Below are 17,212 nucleotides of genomic sequence, written 5' to 3'. Positions count from 1 at the left end.
TCTTCTGAAGCTTTTTAGAAAAAGCTTCACCAAAAACTTTTATGGTTTCAGGATGTTATCAAGCCTGACTTTTCAAACAGCTTCTGGCTGGCGCTGAAGATGTTTACGGCGTTGCGTCGTTGGCGACCATGGTTTCCATGATGGCGAACAGGGCGGAATAATCCTTGTCCGCATACCGGCGCCGCGTCAGGCTCAGCGATTGTGTCGCCGCCGCCGTCGCGGGCATCGGGGCCATCTGACGCGCCGCATCCGTCAGCAGCAGGCGCATGTCCTTCTGCATCAGGCGCGTGGGAAACTGCGGGCTGAAATCCCCCGCTTTCGCGGCTTTCAGCTTGCGCTTGTGATGTGGGGAGATGACCGGCACGGCATCAAGCGCGTCAAACAGCATGTCGCGTTCCAGGCCGCTGGCCAGCCCATAGGCCACGCCTTCGGCCACGACTGACAGGGTCGCCCCCATGATGCCGTTGATGACCAGTTTCAGCTTTGACCCGCTGCCTGATGGCCCGGCATGGATCGTCAGCCGCCCGATGGCGTCAAAGATGGGCTGCGCCCGCGCGACGTCAGCCGCATCCCCCCCGACAAGGATGACAAGGTTGGCGGATTCGGCCTCTGGCGTGCTGCCTGCCACGGGCGCGTCGAGTACGGTAATCCCGCCTGCCGCCGCCTGCGTTGCCAGCGCGATGGAGGTTTCGGGGGCGACCGAACTGGTATTGATCAGCAGGCCGCCAGCCTTCATGCCCGCAAGCACGCCGTCGGGGCCGGACATGGATTGTTCCAGCGCTTCGTCATCGGGAACGCAGGCGATGACGATGTCGGCATCGGCGGCCAGCGCGCGTGGGGTGGGCAGGAATGTCACGTCGCCATCGCCGCCCCTGCCCGAGGGGGTATAGGCCACTATGCGGTATCCCGCCTTGCGCAGGTTCGCGCCCATGCGGCTGGCCATGGCGCCAAAGCCGATAAAGCCGATCAGAAGGGACATGGAAAGAACTCCTGACTTGTTCATCCAGGATAGGGAAGCCCGCGATGCGGGCCGTGTTGGCGGCAGCTTGCCCAATGGGCGCGGGGATGTCACGCGGCGGGCGATGACCTGGCCCCCGCGGTCGCGCAAAGATGATGCGCAGGCCCCCCCTGTGTCTGTGGCAAGGAGGGGAGGTTACTGAAGTGTCCGACCTGCTGGGAAAATCCATGACGACGTCCGCCACGACGCCTGCCCCTGTATCTGCCGCCATATCTGCTTCTGTGCCAGCATCCTCTGGGTCTGCATCCGCGTCCGGCCTGCATTTTTTTGACCGCCTGGCCGCCACGTTGCGCGGTGTGGCGCCAATGCCGGTGGGAATTGTCTATCCCTGCAGTGCCATCGCGCTGCGTGCCGCGTGCGAACTGTTGCGGCGTGATCTTGCGAAACCTGTCCTGATCGGGCCTGTCGGGCGGATTCGCGCCATCGCACGCGAAGAATCCCTCGATATTTCAGCCTGCCGCCTTGTCGATGCCGCCGATGATACGCAGGCCGCGCAGGCTGGCGTCCGCATGGCCCGTGAGGGGGAGGTTGCGATCCTGATGAAGGGCGCGCTGCATTCACGTGTTTACCTGCATGAAATCGGCCACCATGACAGCGGCCTGCGTACCGAACGGTGGATGAGCCATGCCTACATCCTCGACCTGCCGGGTGTGGGGCGGCCGCTGTTCGTCAGTGATGGCGCGGTCAACATTGCGCCTGACCTCGACGTGCGGCGCGATATCGTGCGCAATGCGATCGACCTTGCGCACATACTGGGCATTGCCTGCCCGCGCGTGGCGCTGCTGTCGGCGGTGGAGACGGTCAATCCCGGCCTGCAATCCACGCTGGATGCGGCCATCATCTGTAAAATGGCGGACAGGGGACAGATCACCGGCGGCATCGTGGACGGGCCGCTTGCACTCGATAACGCCCTGAGTGCCGAGGCCGCGCGGTGCAAGGGCGTGCGTTCGCCCATCGGGGGGCAGGCCGACATCCTGATCGTGCCGGATCTGGAGGCAGGCAATATCCTGGCAAAGCAGATGACCTTCCTCGGTGGTGCGCAGGCGGCGGGTATCGTGATCGGCGCGCGTGTGCCCGTGGTCCTGACCAGCCGGGCGGATTCCCTGTCCACGCGCCTGCTGTCATGCATGGTGGCCGTGGCGATGGTGCGCGCGGGGTACCGCATTGCACGCCCCGGTGCGGACGGTACATGAATGCGATGGGTGGAATGCAGATATGCGCCGCGATCCTTTTCCCTCGCACAAAGATGATGCGCCACAATGACGTCGCCAATGGCATGAGGAATGACAGTCGCTGTCAGGCCTGCCCCTGCCCGGCGCGCCTGTCCCATGTCATCATGGGGCGGGGGCGGATATGGGTGGGGCGGGACGGACGGTATTTTCCGCGCGCCGGACATGGCGGGACGCGGGAACACGAAATCCGGCGTGGCATGGCCGTCAGGGATGCCCCCTGCGGGCCGGTCCCACGCCCCCGGCCGGCTGCCCGGGGCGCACGATCGCAGCCACGACACCACTGTCCGACGCCGAAGCGGAGAATATCATGACCTCTCAGCCTACTCCTGCCGATTCCACCTATGATGTCGTCCTTGTCGGCGGCGGTATCATGAGCGCGACGCTTGGCGTGATGCTCAAGCAACTGGAACCAAACCTGTCGATCGCTCTGTTCGGGCGCCTTGATGATGTCGCGCTGGAAAGCTCCAACGGCTGGAACAATGCCGGCACCGGCCATTCCGCGCTGTGCGAACTCAACTACACCCCGATGGGTGCGGGGGGCGAAGTCGATATTTCCAAAGCCGTCAACGTCAACGAGGCCTTTCAGGTTTCACGGCAATTCTGGTCCTATCTGGCCGAATCCGGGCTGATCGCCTCGCCACGCGACTTCCTCAACCCCATTGCGCATATGAGCTTCGTCTGGGGGGCGGAAAATGTTGATTTCCTCCAGCGGCGTTATAACGCGCTGAAGGATCATCCGCTGTTCGCCGGCATGTCCTATTCCACCGACACGGCACAACTGTCGCAGTGGATGCCGCTGGTCATGGACGGGCGGGCAGGGGGCACGCCGCTTGCGGCCACGCATCACCCGGCGGGAACGGATGTCAATTTCGGGGCGCTGACGCACCGGCTGGTGGATATCCTGTCAGGTGGCCCGGGCTTTGACCTCAATCTGGGGCATGAGGTCACGGGCCTGCGTCAGTCCGGGTCGGGATGGACCGTTTCCGTGCGGGGCATGCATGATGGTACGTCACGCGACGTCGCCGCGCGGTTCGTGTTCGTCGGCGCGGGCGGTGGCGCGCTGCCGCTGTTGCAGAAAAGCGGCATCCCCGAGGCGCGTGGCATCGGTGGCTTCCCGGTCAGCGGACAGTTCCTGCGTTGCACCAACCCCGAAATCATCGCCCGCCACCATGCCAAGGTCTATGGCAAGGCATCGGTCGGCGCGCCGCCGATGTCGGTCCCCCACCTCGATACCCGCGTGATCGACGGGCAGGAAGGGCTGCTGTTCGGTCCGTATGCCGGATTCTCCACCAAGTTCCTCAAGCAGGGGTCATGGCTGGATCTGCCGCGTTCGATCCGCATGGATAATATCGGTGCGATGATGGCGGTGGCCCGCGACAACATGCCGCTGACGAAATACCTGATCCAGCAGGTGATGCAGTCGAACGAGGACCGGATGAAGGCCCTGCGTGATTTCGTGCCTGGCGCACGCAGCAGCGACTGGGAACTGATTACCGCAGGCCAGCGCGTGCAGGTCATCAAGAAGGACGCGGCCAAGGGCGGCGTGCTGCAGTTCGGGACAGAGGTTGTGACCGGGGCGAATGGCACGATTGCGGGGCTGCTTGGTGCATCACCGGGGGCATCGACGGCGGCACCGATCATGCTGTCGGTTATCCAGCGCTGCTTTGCCGATCGCCTGCCGCAGTGGGAAGAGCGCCTGCGCAAGATGATCCCGTCCTATGGCAGGCGCCTGTCCGATGATGCCGCGCTGTGTGCGCGCACACGTGACTGGACACGCCAGACGCTGCAACTCGACGGCTGACCATATGGGATGGCATTTCCTGTGCCCGTCCCGCACCAGCGGGCGGGCGCGAGGATGTGTCAGGCAGGCGTGACAGGCATGGGCGTGACATACGGGGGGAGGAAAGGCAGGGCACGAAAGGCTGCCGGTAAAAAATCTGGCACAGCTTTTCACACCGCGCCCAGGGACGCCACCGCTGTGAAAGCGGGGCGTCCTGATTAATGTCATCGCTTTTATCGGACCATTTCAGGTGGTCCCTCATTCGTCTTCGGGCAGGTCGCTCAGATGATCGGCCGGATGACGCACCGGTGGCACCGGGTTCGGACGGCTGGTGCGGTTTTCGATCTGCCGGCGGGTGAAGTGCGATGCGATATCGGCCAGTTCGATGAACTGGTCCGCCTGGCGGCGCAGTTCATCGCCAATCAGCGGCGGCGACGTCTTTATGGATGCGATGACGGTCGTGCGTACGCCCTGACGCTGCACCGCTTCGAGCAGGCGGCGGAAATCGGCATCCCCGCTGAACAGGACGGCATGGTCGATCCTGGGCGCCATTTCGAGCATGTCCACCGCAAGTTCGATGTCCATGTTGCCCTTTACGCGGCGGCGGCCCGTATGATCGGTATATTCGCGCGCCGTCTTCGTCACCAGGAAATAGCCGTTATAGACAAGCCAGTCAGTCAGCGGCTTGAGGGGGGAATATTCCTCCGTCTCCAGGACGGCGGAATAGTAGTACGCCCGCAAGACGTTGGATTTCGACCGGAAAAATGACAGCAGCTTGCGGTAGTCCACCTCAAAGCCGAGATTGCGTGACGCTGAATACAGGCTGGTTCCATCAATAAAAAGACAAAGCCGTTCCTGAGGCTGAAAGAACATTAGTGAGTGTCCCTGAAAGAGGTAGCTTCATATGCCCGGCTGACGATTGAAATACCATTGGCTGTGCGCGTGGTGTGTCCGTCAGGAGGGAAGGGTAGGTTGCGGGTAATGCCCGGCATGACATTGTCCATACCGATGTAGTCATAAAGTTTGAGATAACAAATCATCCACTCATGTTATTATTCATGCATGGATACGCACGATACGGTGCCGGGTTCCGGCGGGCATTCAGCAGACATCCTCGTGGCGGTAGGGGCGAACCTGCCCCGCCACACGGGGGAAGGGCCATTACAGACATGCCACTGGGCTGTGGCGGAAATAGGGCGCATTGATACAATTCGTGTCGAGGCGGTTTCCCATTGGTATGAAAGCGCGCCGGTCCCGCCATCGGGGCAGCCCCCCTATGTCAACGGAATGGTGCGACTGGGTGGCGATATCACGCCCCAGGCCCTTTTGTCTGCCCTGCAGGCGATCGAGGCGCGGGCGGGACGGGTGCGCACCATCGCCAACGCCGCGCGGCCGCTTGACCTTGACATCATCGCGATGGGGGATCTTGTGCGTGCCGCCCCCGATCCCATCGTGCCGCATCCGCGTGCCTGCCTGCGCGCCTTTGTGCTGCGCCCCCTGCGTGATGTGGCCCCCCACTGGCGCGATCCCGTCAGCGGGGAAGGGATAGAGGCCCTGCTGGCCCGCGTGGCGGACCAGGCGATCACCCGCCTGCCGGGCTGAGCGCGCAACGGCGTACTTGCGTTGTGGGGCGGGGGGGAGTATTCCATCTTGTTCCACCGATATATTTTTCATAGAGAAACCGGAGTCTGGCCTGATGGCACGCGTCACTGTCGAGGACTGCGTTGAGCGGGTTCCCAACCGTTTTGAACTGGTGTTGCTGGCGGCCCAACGTGCCCGCGCCCTGTCCCGCGGCGAAGAACTGACGATTGATCGCGACAACGACAAGAATCCCGTCGTCGCCCTGCGCGAGATTGCGGACCAGACAATCAGTCTGGACCAGGTCAAGAGCGACCTGCTGCGTTCGCTGGCCCGCGCGCCCGAGCCCGAGCCCGCAGATGAGGAAGTTGTCGATCTGATCCCGACCGAACAGAACATCTTCGGCCTGCAGGATGTCTCTGCTGAGGAAGAATCGCGCCATACGGCTGGCATGACGGCAGAAGAGCTCGAAGCCACCATCGAGGCCGAACTTGGCGGCCGGGGTTCGCGATAGCATTTTTGACGAGAGGGGACGGATGTGACGGATCGGGTCGGCTCTGAAACGACAGCTTCCCTCACGTCCCCTGCCGTGCCCACCTTGCCGCAGGCCCCGGCCATCGGGGATGGTGGGCATGTTCCCGCCAGCGTGGCGGATGCCGACACCGCCGCCGCAACGCCGCGCGTCCCGGCGCGGGTCATTTCCTGCGACGGGCTGACCCGGCGCATCCAGTCCTATGATCCCGGTGCCGACCTCGACCTGATCCGCCGCGCGTTCGATGTGGCGTACAAGGCGCATGAGGGGCAGGACCGCGATAACGGCGATCCCTATATCACCCATCCGCTTGCGGTGGCGAACATCCTTGCCGGGTTCCGCCTTGATACGGCATCCATCGCAACCGCGCTGTTGCATGACACCATCGAGGATACGGGCGTCACCCAGGCGCAGTTGCGCACGCAGTTCGGTGCGACCATCGCGGAACTTGTCGATGGCGTGACCAAGCTGACGCGGCTGGAGCTTCAGTCCGACCGCACCAAGCAGGCTGAGAATTTCCGCAAGCTGGTCCTTGCGATGTCCAAGGACATCCGCGTCCTGATCGTCAAGCTTGCGGACCGTCTGCACAACATGCGCACGTTGCATTACGTGCAGCGCCTTGACCGTCGCCAGCGCATCGCGCGCGAAACGATGGAGATCTATGCACCGCTTGCCGATCGTATCGGCATGGAAAAGGTGAAGGTCGAACTGCAGAACCTTTCCTTTGCGGAGCTTGAGCCAGAGGCGATGGCCACGATCCGCGCGCGCCTGAACTATCTGCGCGGGCAGGGTGCGGACGTGATCGAGGAAATCCGCCACGAACTGCAGAACCTGTGCGCCGAGGCCGGGTTGAAGGGGGTGGAGGTCACGGGGCGTGAAAAGACGCCCTATTCCATCTGGGAGAAGATGCAGCGCCGCAACGTCGCGTTCGAGCAGCTGTCGGACATCATGGCGTTTCGCATCATCGTCCCCTCGCGTGAGGGGTGCTACGTCACGCTTGGCGCGGTGCATGCGGCCTATCCCGTCATTTCGGGGCGGTTCAAGGATTACATCTCCACCCCCAAGGTCAACGGTTATCAGAGCCTGCATACCGGGGTGACGCTGCGCCATCCGCGCAACCAGAAGATCGAGGTGCAGATCCGTACGGCCGAAATGCACGACGTTGCCGAAAATGGTGTCGCCTCGCACTGGCTGTACAAGCAGGGGGGTGACGGGAAGGTCGATGACGCAGCGCACGTCGTCTCCGGCCTGCGCTGGGTGCAGGATCTGCTTGATATCCTTGAGGATTCGGCCGCGCCGGATGAATTCCTCGAAAATACCAAGCTCGAACTCTATCAGGATCAGGTCTTCTGCTTCACGCCGAAGGGACGGCTGATTTCCCTGCCGCGTGGCGCAACCCCGATCGACTTCGCCTATGCCGTGCACAGCCAGGTGGGGGATAGTTGTGTCGGCGCGCGCATCAATGGCCGCCTGATGCCCCTGCGCCATGAATTGCAAAATGGCGATCAGGTGGAAATCATGACAGCGCGCGGCGGTACGCCCTCGCCGTCGTGGGAACGCTTTGTCGTCACGGGCAAGGCCCGCGCGCGCATCCGCCGCCATGTCGCGCTGCAACAGCGCGAATCGCACCTCGACAGCGGGCGGGTGGCGCTGGCGAAATCCTTCCGGCAGGAGGGGGTGGACGGGTCCGAAAAAGTATTGGAATCACTGCTCAAGGACCTGCGCCAGTCCTCTGTGGCGGACCTGTTCGTGGCGGTGGGAAATGGCAACCTTTCCGCGCGTGAGGTGGTGCAGGCGGCGTATCCCGACCTGCGTCGCGCACCGCGCGCGCCGCGTATGGTGCCCGGCCTGTCGATGCGCGCCGCCGAAAGCACGACCGCATTTTCGGCGGCCCGGCGCAAGAATGCGGCCGGCATGGCGCTGGCGGGCGTGGGGGCAGGGATGGCGGTGCATTTCGCCGGTTGCTGCCATCCGCTGCCGGGTGATCGCATCGTGGGCATCGTCTCCACCGGCAAGGGGATCACGGTCCATGCACAGGGATGCCAGACGCTGGAGACGTTCGCGGCCACGCCCGAACGCTTCATGGACCTGAACTGGGATTATGACCTGATCGCGCGCAACGCGGCGGGCACGCATGTCGGGCGGCTCAGCGTGGTAACGGCCAATGAACCTTCGGTCCTGGCGACGCTGACGAATATCGCAACCAAGCATGATGGCGTGATGGTCAACCTGCGCATCGTCAACCGGCAGCTTGAATTCATGGAAATCCTTGCGGATATCGAGGTACGCGACCTGCGGCACCTGTCTGCCATCATGGCGGCCCTGCGGGCGGAAACCGGCGTGGTTCAGGTGGAACGCGCCAAGGGATGAGGCGCATGACGCCATGATGATCGGGATCGGGTCGGACCTGTGTGACATCCGCCGCATTGAAAATGTGCTGGCGCGCCATGGCGCACGGTTCGAGGAACGGGTCTTTACCCCCCGTGAACGCGCGGCGGCGAACCGCCGTTCGGGGGCGGCCCGGCTTGGCACCTTTGCCAAGCGTTGGGCGGCGAAGGAAGCATGCGCCAAGGCGCTGGGCACCGGATTCGCCCGTGGCGTGTTCCATCGTGACCTGGGTGTCGAAAACCTGGTCGGCGGGCAGCCGGTCATGGTGCTGTCGGGTGGGGCGTGTGTGCGACTTGATGAAATTGTGCCGGCCGGGTGTACGCCACGCATCATGGTGACGATGACGGATGAATACCCCTATGCCTTTGCCCAGGTCATCATCGTGGCGGATGGCGTGGCGCATCCCTGATCGGTTCACGCATGGCCGCCCGTGCTTGACACGGCATGGCCCCGTGGGCTTGATCGCCAGAATTATGCGACCGTGCCTTTCGCCCGGCCGGTCGCGCACGAAGCCGGATTTATGAAGATCATGTCGAGCGATGACCCCCAGACGCCAACTGTCCTGACGACCTCCCCTTCCACGGGGGCGCGCGGCATGCTGGAACTCCTGCGTACTGTCGTGGTCGCGGGTGCGATTGCGATTTTTGTCCGCACCGCACTGTTCGAACCCTTCAACATTCCGTCCGGTTCGATGATCCCGACATTGCAGGTGGGGGATTATGTGTGGGTCGCCAAATACAGCTATGGCTATTCGCACTTCTCCCTGCCGCTGTCGCCCAACCTGTTCAGCGGACGCATATTCGGCAGCGAACCGCATCGCGGGGATGTGGCGGTCTTCCGCTTCACCAAGGATACGTCCATCGACTATATCAAGCGTGTGGTCGGCCTGCCTGGCGATCGCATCCAGATGCGCGAGGGACAGCTTTACCTGAACGGTGAACTCGTGCCCCGTACGTCGGAAGGCGAGTATGTCGCGGTGGACGAACATCACACCCGTATGGAGGGCGAACGCTATCGCGAGGACCTGCCCGGCAGCGGTGGCCGTCCCGCCGTGTCGCATGACATCCTCAAGCTGACGGATGAGGGGGACAAGAACGACACCCCGGAATATGTCGTGCCGCCGGGTTATTTCTTTGTCATGGGTGACAACCGCGACGACAGCGCCGACAGCCGTTTCATGGGGGACGCGCCGCAGGATCTTGGCTTTGTGCCGATGGAAAACCTGGTGGGGCAGGCCAAGTGGATATTCCTGTCGGTGGATGCGCAGTACCCGACATGGGAATTCTGGAAATGGCCCACGGAAATTCGTTGGGGACGCCTGTTTTCGGGGGTTCACTGATCATGGATGCGCCCGCGACCCCCACGGCCGAGTTCGAACGGATCGAGGCGTATGTCGGTTATTGCTTTCGCAATGCCGCCCTTCTGCATGAGGCGCTGACCCATCGGTCCGCAGCACATCAGCGCAGCAGCGCGATCGGGCGACGCACACGCCAGTCGGTGGCGCGGCGCGGCGCAGGGTCCAATGAACGGCTGGAATTCATTGGCGACCGCGTGCTTGGCCTATTGATGGCGGAATGGCTGCTGGAGCGTTTTCCAGATGAGCAGGAAGGCGCGCTTGGGCCCCGGCATGCGCACCTTGTCTCGCGCGCGGTGCTGGCACATATCGCAGAGGACATGGCTCTGCCATCCGCCCTTGACGTGGCGGAGCACGAGGCCCGCGCCGGGGTGCGTCAGATGGCCAACGTGCTCGCCGATGCGGTGGAGGCGATTCTGGGCGCGATCTATCTTGATGGTGGGCTGGAACCTGCCCGCGCCTTTGTGCGTCGGGCATGGAACAATGCCATCGTGGCGCAGGCCCGCCCCCCCAAGGACCCCAAGACCGCATTGCAGGAATGGGTGCTGGCGCGGGGATTGCCGCTGCCGGTGTATAAGGTGGTGTCCACCGATGGTCCGTCGCATGCGCCCCGGTTCGTGATTTCGGTGGAGGCATCGGGACGGCGGGGCGAAGGTGTCGCAGGCAGCAAGCGTGCCGCCGAAAGCGAGGCCGCGGCCCGGCTGCTCAGTCAGTTTGACTGACGCGCGCGCGCGCGCCCTGCGTGGGGCGGACACGAATATGGAACACTCGGGACGGCTGTTGCAGCCGTGGGAATGATAAATGCCGGAACATGAAGACATGACGACCCGCTGTGGTTTCGTCGCCATCGTGGGCGCGCCCAATGCGGGCAAGTCCACGTTGCTGAACCGCATGGCGGGGACCAAGCTGTCGATCGTCAGCCCAAAGGCGCAGACGACGCGTTTCCGGGTTCTGGGTATCCTGATGCGCAACCATGCGCAGATGCTGCTGGTGGATACGCCGGGTATTTTCCGTCCGCGCCGCATGCTGGACCGTGCGATGGTCGCCGCCGCCTGGACCGGTGCGGAGGATGCGGACATCACGCTGCTGATTATTGATGCGCGTGCCGGCCTGACGGAGGCGGTGCGCGAAATCGTCAGCCAACTGGCGCAGCGCAACCGCAGGGTGTGGCTGGTGCTGAACAAGACCGACCTGATGCGGCGTGATGCGCTGCTGCCGCTGACGGCGGAGCTGTCGGGCCTGCTGACGGTGGAACATGTGTTCATGATCAGCGCGCGTTCGGGGCAGGGGGTCGATGACCTGATGGACCGGATGGCGGCCGAGCTGCCGGTGGGGCCATACCTGTATCCGGAAGATGACCTGACCGATCTGCCCGACCGCCTGCTGGCCGCCGAACTGGTGCGCGAGCAGATCTTCTTGCAAACGCATGAGGAGGTTCCCTATGCCGCCACGGCGGAGACGGAAAGCTTTCAGGAGCGCCCGGACGGTTCGGTGCGGATCGAGGTGACGATCTATGTGGCCCGCGCCTCGCACAAGGCGATCCTGATCGGGGAGGGCGGGTCGCGGATTCGCAATATCGGCGAACGTGCGCGCAAGGAGCTTTCGCGCCTGCTGGAACGGCCGTGCCATCTGTTCCTGAACGTGAAAGAACGTTCAGGATGGGATGAGGAGCGCGCCCGCCTGCGCGCCATCGGTCTGGACGACGCCTGACATCTGACATCTGACCCCTGCGGGTGCCGTGGGCCGGTCCACCATCGCAGATCGGTGATGGGGGGGGAGCCACACGAAACGCAGGGGGCGCGCCCTGATTGGCGCATTATCGGCATCGTGTGCTTGTGAGGGGGGCGAACCCCCTATATGACATGTGCGGCGTGGGCGCTGCCGTCACTGGCGGGCGGTTGCCTGCGGCCTGTGTCTTATTTTCTGTTGTGTTCGAGGGCCAATGACCAATCCGCTAACAGATCATGCCCCAGACAATGCCCCCGGTTACAGCCGGGTCCTGCTGAAGGTTTCGGGCGAGGCCCTGATGGGTAACGGATCCTATGGGATCGACCCCGCAACCGTTGATGGTATCGCCGCCGATATCGCGGCAGTCGCGCGCACTGGCGTGGAGGTGTGTCTGGTTATCGGGGGTGGCAACATCTTTCGCGGCGTCGCCGCCGCCGCGCGGGGCATGGACCGCGCGCAGGGCGATTACGCGGGTATGCTGGCCACCGTCATCAATGCGCTGCTGATGCAGAATTCGCTGGAACGCCAGGGGATCGCAACCCGCGTCATGAGTGCGATCCAGATGTCCTCCATCGCGGAACCCTATATCCGGCGTCGCGCGGTGCGCCATATGGAAAAGGGGCGCGTGGTGATCTTTGCCGCCGGGACGGGCAACCCGTTCTTCACCACCGATACGGGGGCTGCCCTGCGTGCGGCGGAAATGGAATGCAGTGCGCTGTTCAAGGGCACGCAGGTCGATGGCGTATATTCCGCCGACCCGCGCAAGGTGGCCGATGCGCGCCGTTACGATACGCTGACCTATCGCGATGTGCTGGCCAATGACCTCAATGTCATGGATGCTGCCGCCATCAGCCTTGCGCGTGAAAACAAGCTGCCGATCGTGGTGTTCAATATCCATGAAAAGGATGCGTTTTCGCGCGTTATGCGGGGCGAGGGACGCTTTACCACGATCGTGGCCTCGGACTGAGGCGCACACCCCGCACAAGAGAAGTCGCATGGCGGTCGAACGCGACCGTTAGAGGAATGTTGGGAGGGCCAAGGTGTCTGTCGATCAGAAAAGTTTGCTGGCGGATGTAACCCGCCGCATGGATGGGGCGATTGAAAGCCTGCGTCGCGATTTTGCCGGTCTGCGTTCAGGCCGTGCAAGTCCGGCGCTGCTGGAGCCCGTGCGTGTGGAAGCCTATGGCGGTGAAGTGCCGCTGACGCAGGTTGGCTCCATCGCCGTGCCCGAAGCGCGGATGCTGACGGTGCAGGTTTGGGACCGTTCGCTTGTCGGTGCGGTGGAACGTGCGATCCGTGACAGCGGGCTGGGCCTGAACCCCGCCGCCGATGGGCAGACCGTGCGTGTGCCCATTCCCCAGTTGACCGAGGAACGGCGCAACGAACTGGCGCGCGCGGCAGGCAAATATGCCGAAAACGCAAAGATCGCGGTGCGTGGTGTGCGTCGTGATGGCATGGAACAGACGCGCGGACAGGAAAAGAAGGGCGAAATCAGCCAGGATGACGTCAAGGTCTGGTCCGATGCGATCCAGAAGCTGACGGACCAGTATGTGAAGCGTGTTGACGAACTGCTCGCGGAAAAAGAACGCGAGATCAAGCAGGTCTGACTTCCGTATGTACCCAGTTGCCGGGGAACGGCGCGCAGGAAGTGTGCCTGTCCATGTGGCGATCATCATGGATGGCAACGGGCGGTGGGCGGCCTCGCGCGGGTTGCCGCTGCTTGCCGGCCACCGGGCCGGGGCGGAGGCAGTGCAGCGTTGTATCCGCGCCGCCGTCGCGTCCGGCGTGAAATGGCTGACGCTTTATGCATTTTCCTCGGAAAACTGGCGGCGCACCCCGCAGGAGGTAGCCGACCTGACCAGCCTCTTGCGGTATTACCTGCGTTACAAGGTGGCGGAGCTTGCGGCGAAGGGTGTGCGCATCCGCATTATCGGCGACCTGTCGCGCTTTGCCCCCGATGTGCGGGCAGAGGCAAGGCGCGCCGAACTGGAAACCGCCTCCAACACGGTCCTGACGGTCGTGCTTGCGCTGTCCTATGGCGGGCGTGCCGACATCATGCAGGCTGCGCTGCGGATGGCAAAGGCCGTGCAGGACGGCACGCTGGCGCCGGGACAGATTGACGAGGATGTCTTTGGCGGCTTCCTGATGACGGCGGACATGCCCGATCCCGACATCGTGGTGCGCACCAGTGGTGAAAGCCGCCTGTCCAATTTCCTGTTATGGCAGTCGGCCTATGCCGAACTGATATTCATAGAGACGCTGTGGCCAGATTTTGATGCCGGGCATTTTGATGCCGTGCTCCAGATCTATTCCCGGCGCGAAAGGCGCTTCGGTGCAAGACCGGTCTGATCCCCCCAATCCCATCGTGATCCCGTTTCCTTCGGCCCCGACGCCGCCGGGTGGTGGGTCCGGGCGCGGGTGGAAGGATCTGCGCGCGCGCGTCCTGTCCGCGCTGGTGATCGTGCCGCTTGCCGCGCTGTGTGTGTGGGCGGGGGGTGTCGCCTATGCCGTGATGATCGTGCTTGCGATGGTGGGCATGGCGTCGGAATGGGGGCGGATGTTCGCCCTGTCCGCACGCAGTTGGCGTGGCGTGCTCTATCTCATCTGGCCTCTGGCCTGCGCTGCGGCGGCGCTGGGGGGACAGTGGGGGGGGGCGTTCATGGTCATGGGCGCGGCCTTTGTCTTTGGCCCGGCCCTGTGGGCGGGGCAGGTGGCTATTGGCTGCGCGGGGGTGTCCCTTTTGTGGCTGCGTTTCATGACGCATCCGGGTGCGGGTGTCGTCCTGTTCGTCGTTGCGTGCGTCGCGCTGAGTGATACGGGGGCTTACCTGACGGGACGGGCCATTGGCGGGCCGAAGCTTGCGCCGCGTATTTCCCCGGCCAAGACATGGTCGGGGTCGTGTGGCGGGCTGCTGGCCGCGGTTGCCGGCGGGGCCGTGATTGCCTCCGTGCTGCCTGATGCGCTGGCGGGGGCGGGTGTGCGTGGCGCCATGATGGGGGCTGTCATGGCGGTTGCGGCACAGGCGGGCGACCTTGGGGAAAGCGCGCTTAAGCGTGCGCGCGGCGTCAAGGATTCCGGGGCGATCATCCCGGGGCATGGCGGGTTGCTGGATCGTTTTGATGGATTGCTGGTGGCCGCACCGCTGGCTGCATTGATTTCGCTGGGGGCAGCGGCAGGCGCTGCTTTCTGGTATGTCGGCCTGCGCTGAGGGCGCGCGGTCACGATGAAAAAAAATGGGGAAATCGGTAGGATGAAGACAGTTTCCGTTCTGGGCAGTACCGGCAGCATTGGCTGCTCCACTGTGGATCTGCTGTTGCAGGCGCCGGAGCGGTTCCGCGTCGTGGCCCTTGTCGGGGGGCGCAATGTCACGTTGCTGGCTGAACAGGCGCGTGCGCTTGGTGCCGAATATGCCGTGATCGCCGATGAAACCCTGGTTGGGGAACTGGAAACCCTGCTGTCGGGGACGTCCACACAGGTATCGGGTGGGCGCGAGGCGGTGATCCGTGCGGCAGGCGTGCCGGTGGACTGGACCATGGCGGCGATCACCGGTGCCATTGGGCTGGAACCCGCGCTGGCGGCGGTGCGCAATGGCGGATGTGTCGCGCTGGCGAACAAGGAAGCGCTGGTCTGCGCGGGCGACGTCATGCTGCGTGCGGTGCATCAGGCGGGGGCGACGCTGCTTCCGGTCGATTCGGAGCATAATGCGATTTTCCAGTCCATGGCCGACCGGCAGGTGGATCAGGTGGAAAAGATCGTGCTGACGGCATCGGGCGGCCCGTTCCGCCGCGCCAGTATTGAGGAGATGGAGAAGGCCCCGCTGGAAGCTGCGCTGAAGCATCCGACATGGAGCATGGGGGCCAAGATCACCATCGATTCCGCGACGATGTTCAACAAGGGGCTTGAACTGATCGAGGCGGCGCGCCTGTTCGACATGACGGAGGACCGGATCGGCGTTATCGTCCACCCGCAATCCGTGGTTCACAGCATGGTCCAGTACACCGATGGCAGTATCATCGCGCAGCTTGGTTCCGCCGACATGCGCATCCCCATTGCGCATACGCTGGCCTGGCCAAAGCGTATGGCGACGAATTCGCCGCGCCTTGACCTTGCCGCCATGTCACGTCTGGATTTCGAGGAACCTGACGAAGTGCGTTTTCCCGCATTGCGTCTGGCGCGGGAATCGCTCCGGGCGGGGGGCGCGGCCTCTGCGATCCTGTCTGGCGCCAATGAAATTGCCGTGGAGGCCTTTCTTAATCGTAAAATCGGCTTCCGGGATATTGCGCGGGTTGTCGAGGATGTGATGCAATCACTTGGAAACCAGAGCGCGGACACGCTGGAGCAGGTCCTGCACTGGGATGAAGAGGCGCGACGCCTCGCCCGCGCCCGCATAACGGCACGGGCCGCATAAGACGACAGGGTTAAAGGGGACGGCCGCGCGTGATCATCAGGGGAACTCATAATCATCATGCATGATCTGTTGCGGACCGTCCTTGCATTTGCCCTGGTTCTGGGTGTGCTGGTTTTCATCCACGAACTTGGCCATTACCTCGCCGCGCGCTGGCGTGGGGTGCATGTGGAGGTTTTCTCCATCGGTTTTGGCAAGCCGCTGCTGCGCTGGCACGACAGTGTCGGCACGGAATGGCGGCTGTGTCCCGTCCCGCTGGGCGGATATGTCAAGCCGCACGGGTTCGAGGGACCGGAAGACGCCACCCCTGAACAGATCGCGGCATGGCAGCCGGGCCGTACGTTCCATGACAAGCCCGTGCTGTCGCGGGCGATTGTCATCATTGCGGGGCCTGTTTTCAATTTCCTGCTGGCGATCATTCTCTTTACCGGCCTGTTCGCCTTTGCAGGGCAGCCGCATATCCGCAATGTCGTTGCCGATGTAATGCCCGGCAGTGCCGCGGCAAGCGCGGGGATCGTGCCGCATGATGTCATCGTGCGGCTGGGGGATCACCCGATTTCCGACGTGGCCGACCTGCAGGCCCGCGTCGCGGCCGAACCGGGCGCACAGACCGATGTGGTCGTGCAGCGCGACGGGCATGACGTGACGATCCCGCTGACGGTGGGCAGTGTTGCCGATGCAAAGGGGCAGCCCCCCCATGGGCAGCTTGGTGTTTCCTTTCTGGCGGAAGTGGGCGCGCCGCAGTCCTTGCCGCGCGCCTTCGTGTCCGCCGTGAAGGAGACGTGGAATGTGTCTGTCCAGACCCTTGCCGGGCTGTGGCAGATGTTGACGGGACAGCACAGCACCAAGGATCTGGGCGGGCCGTTACGGATTGCGCAGATGTCGGGGCAGGTGGCGCAGTACGGACTGTCAAGCCTTGTGTCATTCATGGCGCTGCTGTCGATCAATCTTGGCCTGATCAATCTGTTTCCCATACCGATTCTCGATGGTGGGCGGCTGATGTTCTATATTCTTGAGGGGATAATGGGCCGTCCCGTTTCGCGCCGGGTGCAACAGATCAGTTTCCAGGCGGGGTTCGCCCTGATCGCCAGCCTGTTTTTATTTTCTACATTTAACGATCTTTCGCATTTCGGCTTGTTTCAATGGCTGGCATCGCATGTCGGATAACGTAAGAATGACGGCATGAGACAAGTGCTT

General features: G+C 63.3%; 17 protein-coding genes. 15 read left to right on the top strand and 2 right to left on the bottom strand.

The features are described from left to right. Window positions 1-103 precede the first annotated feature (103 nt). A complete protein-coding gene (locus B7G66_RS14995) occupies window positions 104-979 on the bottom strand; it encodes an NAD(P)-dependent oxidoreductase (protein WP_003618054.1) in 876 nt (291 codons plus the stop codon). Window positions 980-1,185: 206 nt separating this feature from the next. Between B7G66_RS14995 and B7G66_RS14990 the strand changes: the two genes are divergently transcribed. After that, on the top strand, window positions 1,186-2,211 hold the full coding sequence (locus tag B7G66_RS14990; protein ID WP_080545502.1) for a bifunctional enoyl-CoA hydratase/phosphate acetyltransferase: 1,026 nt from the start codon (window positions 1,186-1,188) through the stop codon (window positions 2,209-2,211). Window positions 2,212-2,557: 346 nt separating this feature from the next. Next, window positions 2,558-4,051, top strand: a complete 1,494-nt coding sequence (locus tag B7G66_RS14985; protein ID WP_040511587.1) for a malate:quinone oxidoreductase — start codon at window positions 2,558-2,560, stop codon at window positions 4,049-4,051. Between the two features lie 237 nt (window positions 4,052-4,288). Here the strand turns inward: B7G66_RS14985 and B7G66_RS14980 are convergent, their stop codons facing one another. Then, window positions 4,289-4,903 (bottom strand): LabA-like NYN domain-containing protein, encoded by a 615-nt coding sequence (locus tag B7G66_RS14980; protein WP_048859344.1) that lies wholly within the window; start codon window positions 4,901-4,903, stop codon window positions 4,289-4,291. Between the two features lie 189 nt (window positions 4,904-5,092). Here B7G66_RS14980 and folK point away from each other — a divergent pair, with 189 nt between their 5' ends. From folK to rseP, 13 genes are all read left to right on the top strand, one after another. Next, window positions 5,093-5,632, top strand: coding sequence for a 2-amino-4-hydroxy-6-hydroxymethyldihydropteridine diphosphokinase (gene folK, locus B7G66_RS14975; RefSeq protein ID WP_003618061.1), 540 nt, complete (start codon window positions 5,093-5,095; stop codon window positions 5,630-5,632). 94 nt (window positions 5,633-5,726) lie between these two features. Beyond that, window positions 5,727-6,122: a DNA-directed RNA polymerase subunit omega gene (gene rpoZ / locus B7G66_RS14970; protein ID WP_003618062.1), complete on the top strand. Its 396-nt coding sequence runs from the start codon at window positions 5,727-5,729 to the stop codon at window positions 6,120-6,122. A 132-nt stretch (window positions 6,123-6,254) separates the two neighbouring features. Beyond that, a complete protein-coding gene (locus tag B7G66_RS14965) occupies window positions 6,255-8,510 on the top strand; it encodes a RelA/SpoT family protein (RefSeq protein WP_048859350.1) in 2,256 nt (751 codons plus the stop codon). Window positions 8,511-8,523: 13 nt separating this feature from the next. Next, window positions 8,524-8,937, top strand: coding sequence for a holo-ACP synthase (acpS, locus tag B7G66_RS14960; protein ID WP_003618064.1), 414 nt, complete (start codon window positions 8,524-8,526; stop codon window positions 8,935-8,937). A 186-nt stretch (window positions 8,938-9,123) separates the two neighbouring features. After that, complete coding sequence (gene lepB / locus B7G66_RS14955) at window positions 9,124-9,867, top strand: signal peptidase I (RefSeq protein ID WP_048859349.1); 744 nt, start codon at window positions 9,124-9,126, stop codon at window positions 9,865-9,867. 2 nt (window positions 9,868-9,869) lie between these two features. Continuing rightward, window positions 9,870-10,604, top strand: coding sequence for a ribonuclease III (rnc, locus tag B7G66_RS14950; RefSeq protein ID WP_040511590.1), 735 nt, complete (start codon window positions 9,870-9,872; stop codon window positions 10,602-10,604). A gap of 79 nt (window positions 10,605-10,683) precedes the next feature. Further along, window positions 10,684-11,592 carry a GTPase Era gene (gene era, locus B7G66_RS14945; RefSeq protein WP_003618069.1) on the top strand — a complete coding sequence of 303 codons (909 nt, stop codon included), beginning with the start codon at window positions 10,684-10,686 and terminating at the stop codon, window positions 11,590-11,592. A 232-nt stretch (window positions 11,593-11,824) separates the two neighbouring features. Beyond that, on the top strand, window positions 11,825-12,577 hold the full coding sequence (pyrH, locus tag B7G66_RS14940; RefSeq protein WP_003618070.1) for a UMP kinase: 753 nt from the start codon (window positions 11,825-11,827) through the stop codon (window positions 12,575-12,577). A gap of 73 nt (window positions 12,578-12,650) precedes the next feature. Further along, window positions 12,651-13,217, top strand: a complete 567-nt coding sequence (gene frr, locus B7G66_RS14935; RefSeq protein WP_003618071.1) for a ribosome recycling factor — start codon at window positions 12,651-12,653, stop codon at window positions 13,215-13,217. Between the two features lie 7 nt (window positions 13,218-13,224). Beyond that, window positions 13,225-13,959 carry a polyprenyl diphosphate synthase gene (uppS, locus tag B7G66_RS14930; protein ID WP_003618072.1) on the top strand — a complete coding sequence of 245 codons (735 nt, stop codon included), beginning with the start codon at window positions 13,225-13,227 and terminating at the stop codon, window positions 13,957-13,959. Next, the gene (locus tag B7G66_RS14925) at window positions 13,943-14,818 is read left to right on the top strand and encodes a phosphatidate cytidylyltransferase (protein WP_371861407.1); all 876 of its coding nucleotides are present in this window, start codon (window positions 13,943-13,945) and stop codon (window positions 14,816-14,818) included. The genes uppS and B7G66_RS14925 overlap by 17 nt, the downstream gene beginning before the upstream one ends. A gap of 42 nt (window positions 14,819-14,860) precedes the next feature. Further along, window positions 14,861-16,018 carry a 1-deoxy-D-xylulose-5-phosphate reductoisomerase gene (gene dxr / locus B7G66_RS14920; RefSeq protein WP_003618073.1) on the top strand — a complete coding sequence of 386 codons (1,158 nt, stop codon included), beginning with the start codon at window positions 14,861-14,863 and terminating at the stop codon, window positions 16,016-16,018. Between the two features lie 57 nt (window positions 16,019-16,075). Then, on the top strand, window positions 16,076-17,182 hold the full coding sequence (rseP, locus tag B7G66_RS14915) for an RIP metalloprotease RseP (RefSeq protein WP_003618074.1): 1,107 nt from the start codon (window positions 16,076-16,078) through the stop codon (window positions 17,180-17,182). Window positions 17,183-17,212: the final 30 nt, after the last annotated feature.

The organism is Novacetimonas hansenii JCM 7643, assembly GCF_000964405.1.
GTDB classification, from domain to species: Bacteria; Pseudomonadota; Alphaproteobacteria; order Acetobacterales; family Acetobacteraceae; genus Novacetimonas; species Novacetimonas hansenii.
Note: the sequence above shows the minus strand (reverse complement) of the source record. Positions and strands in the feature narration are given on the sequence as shown.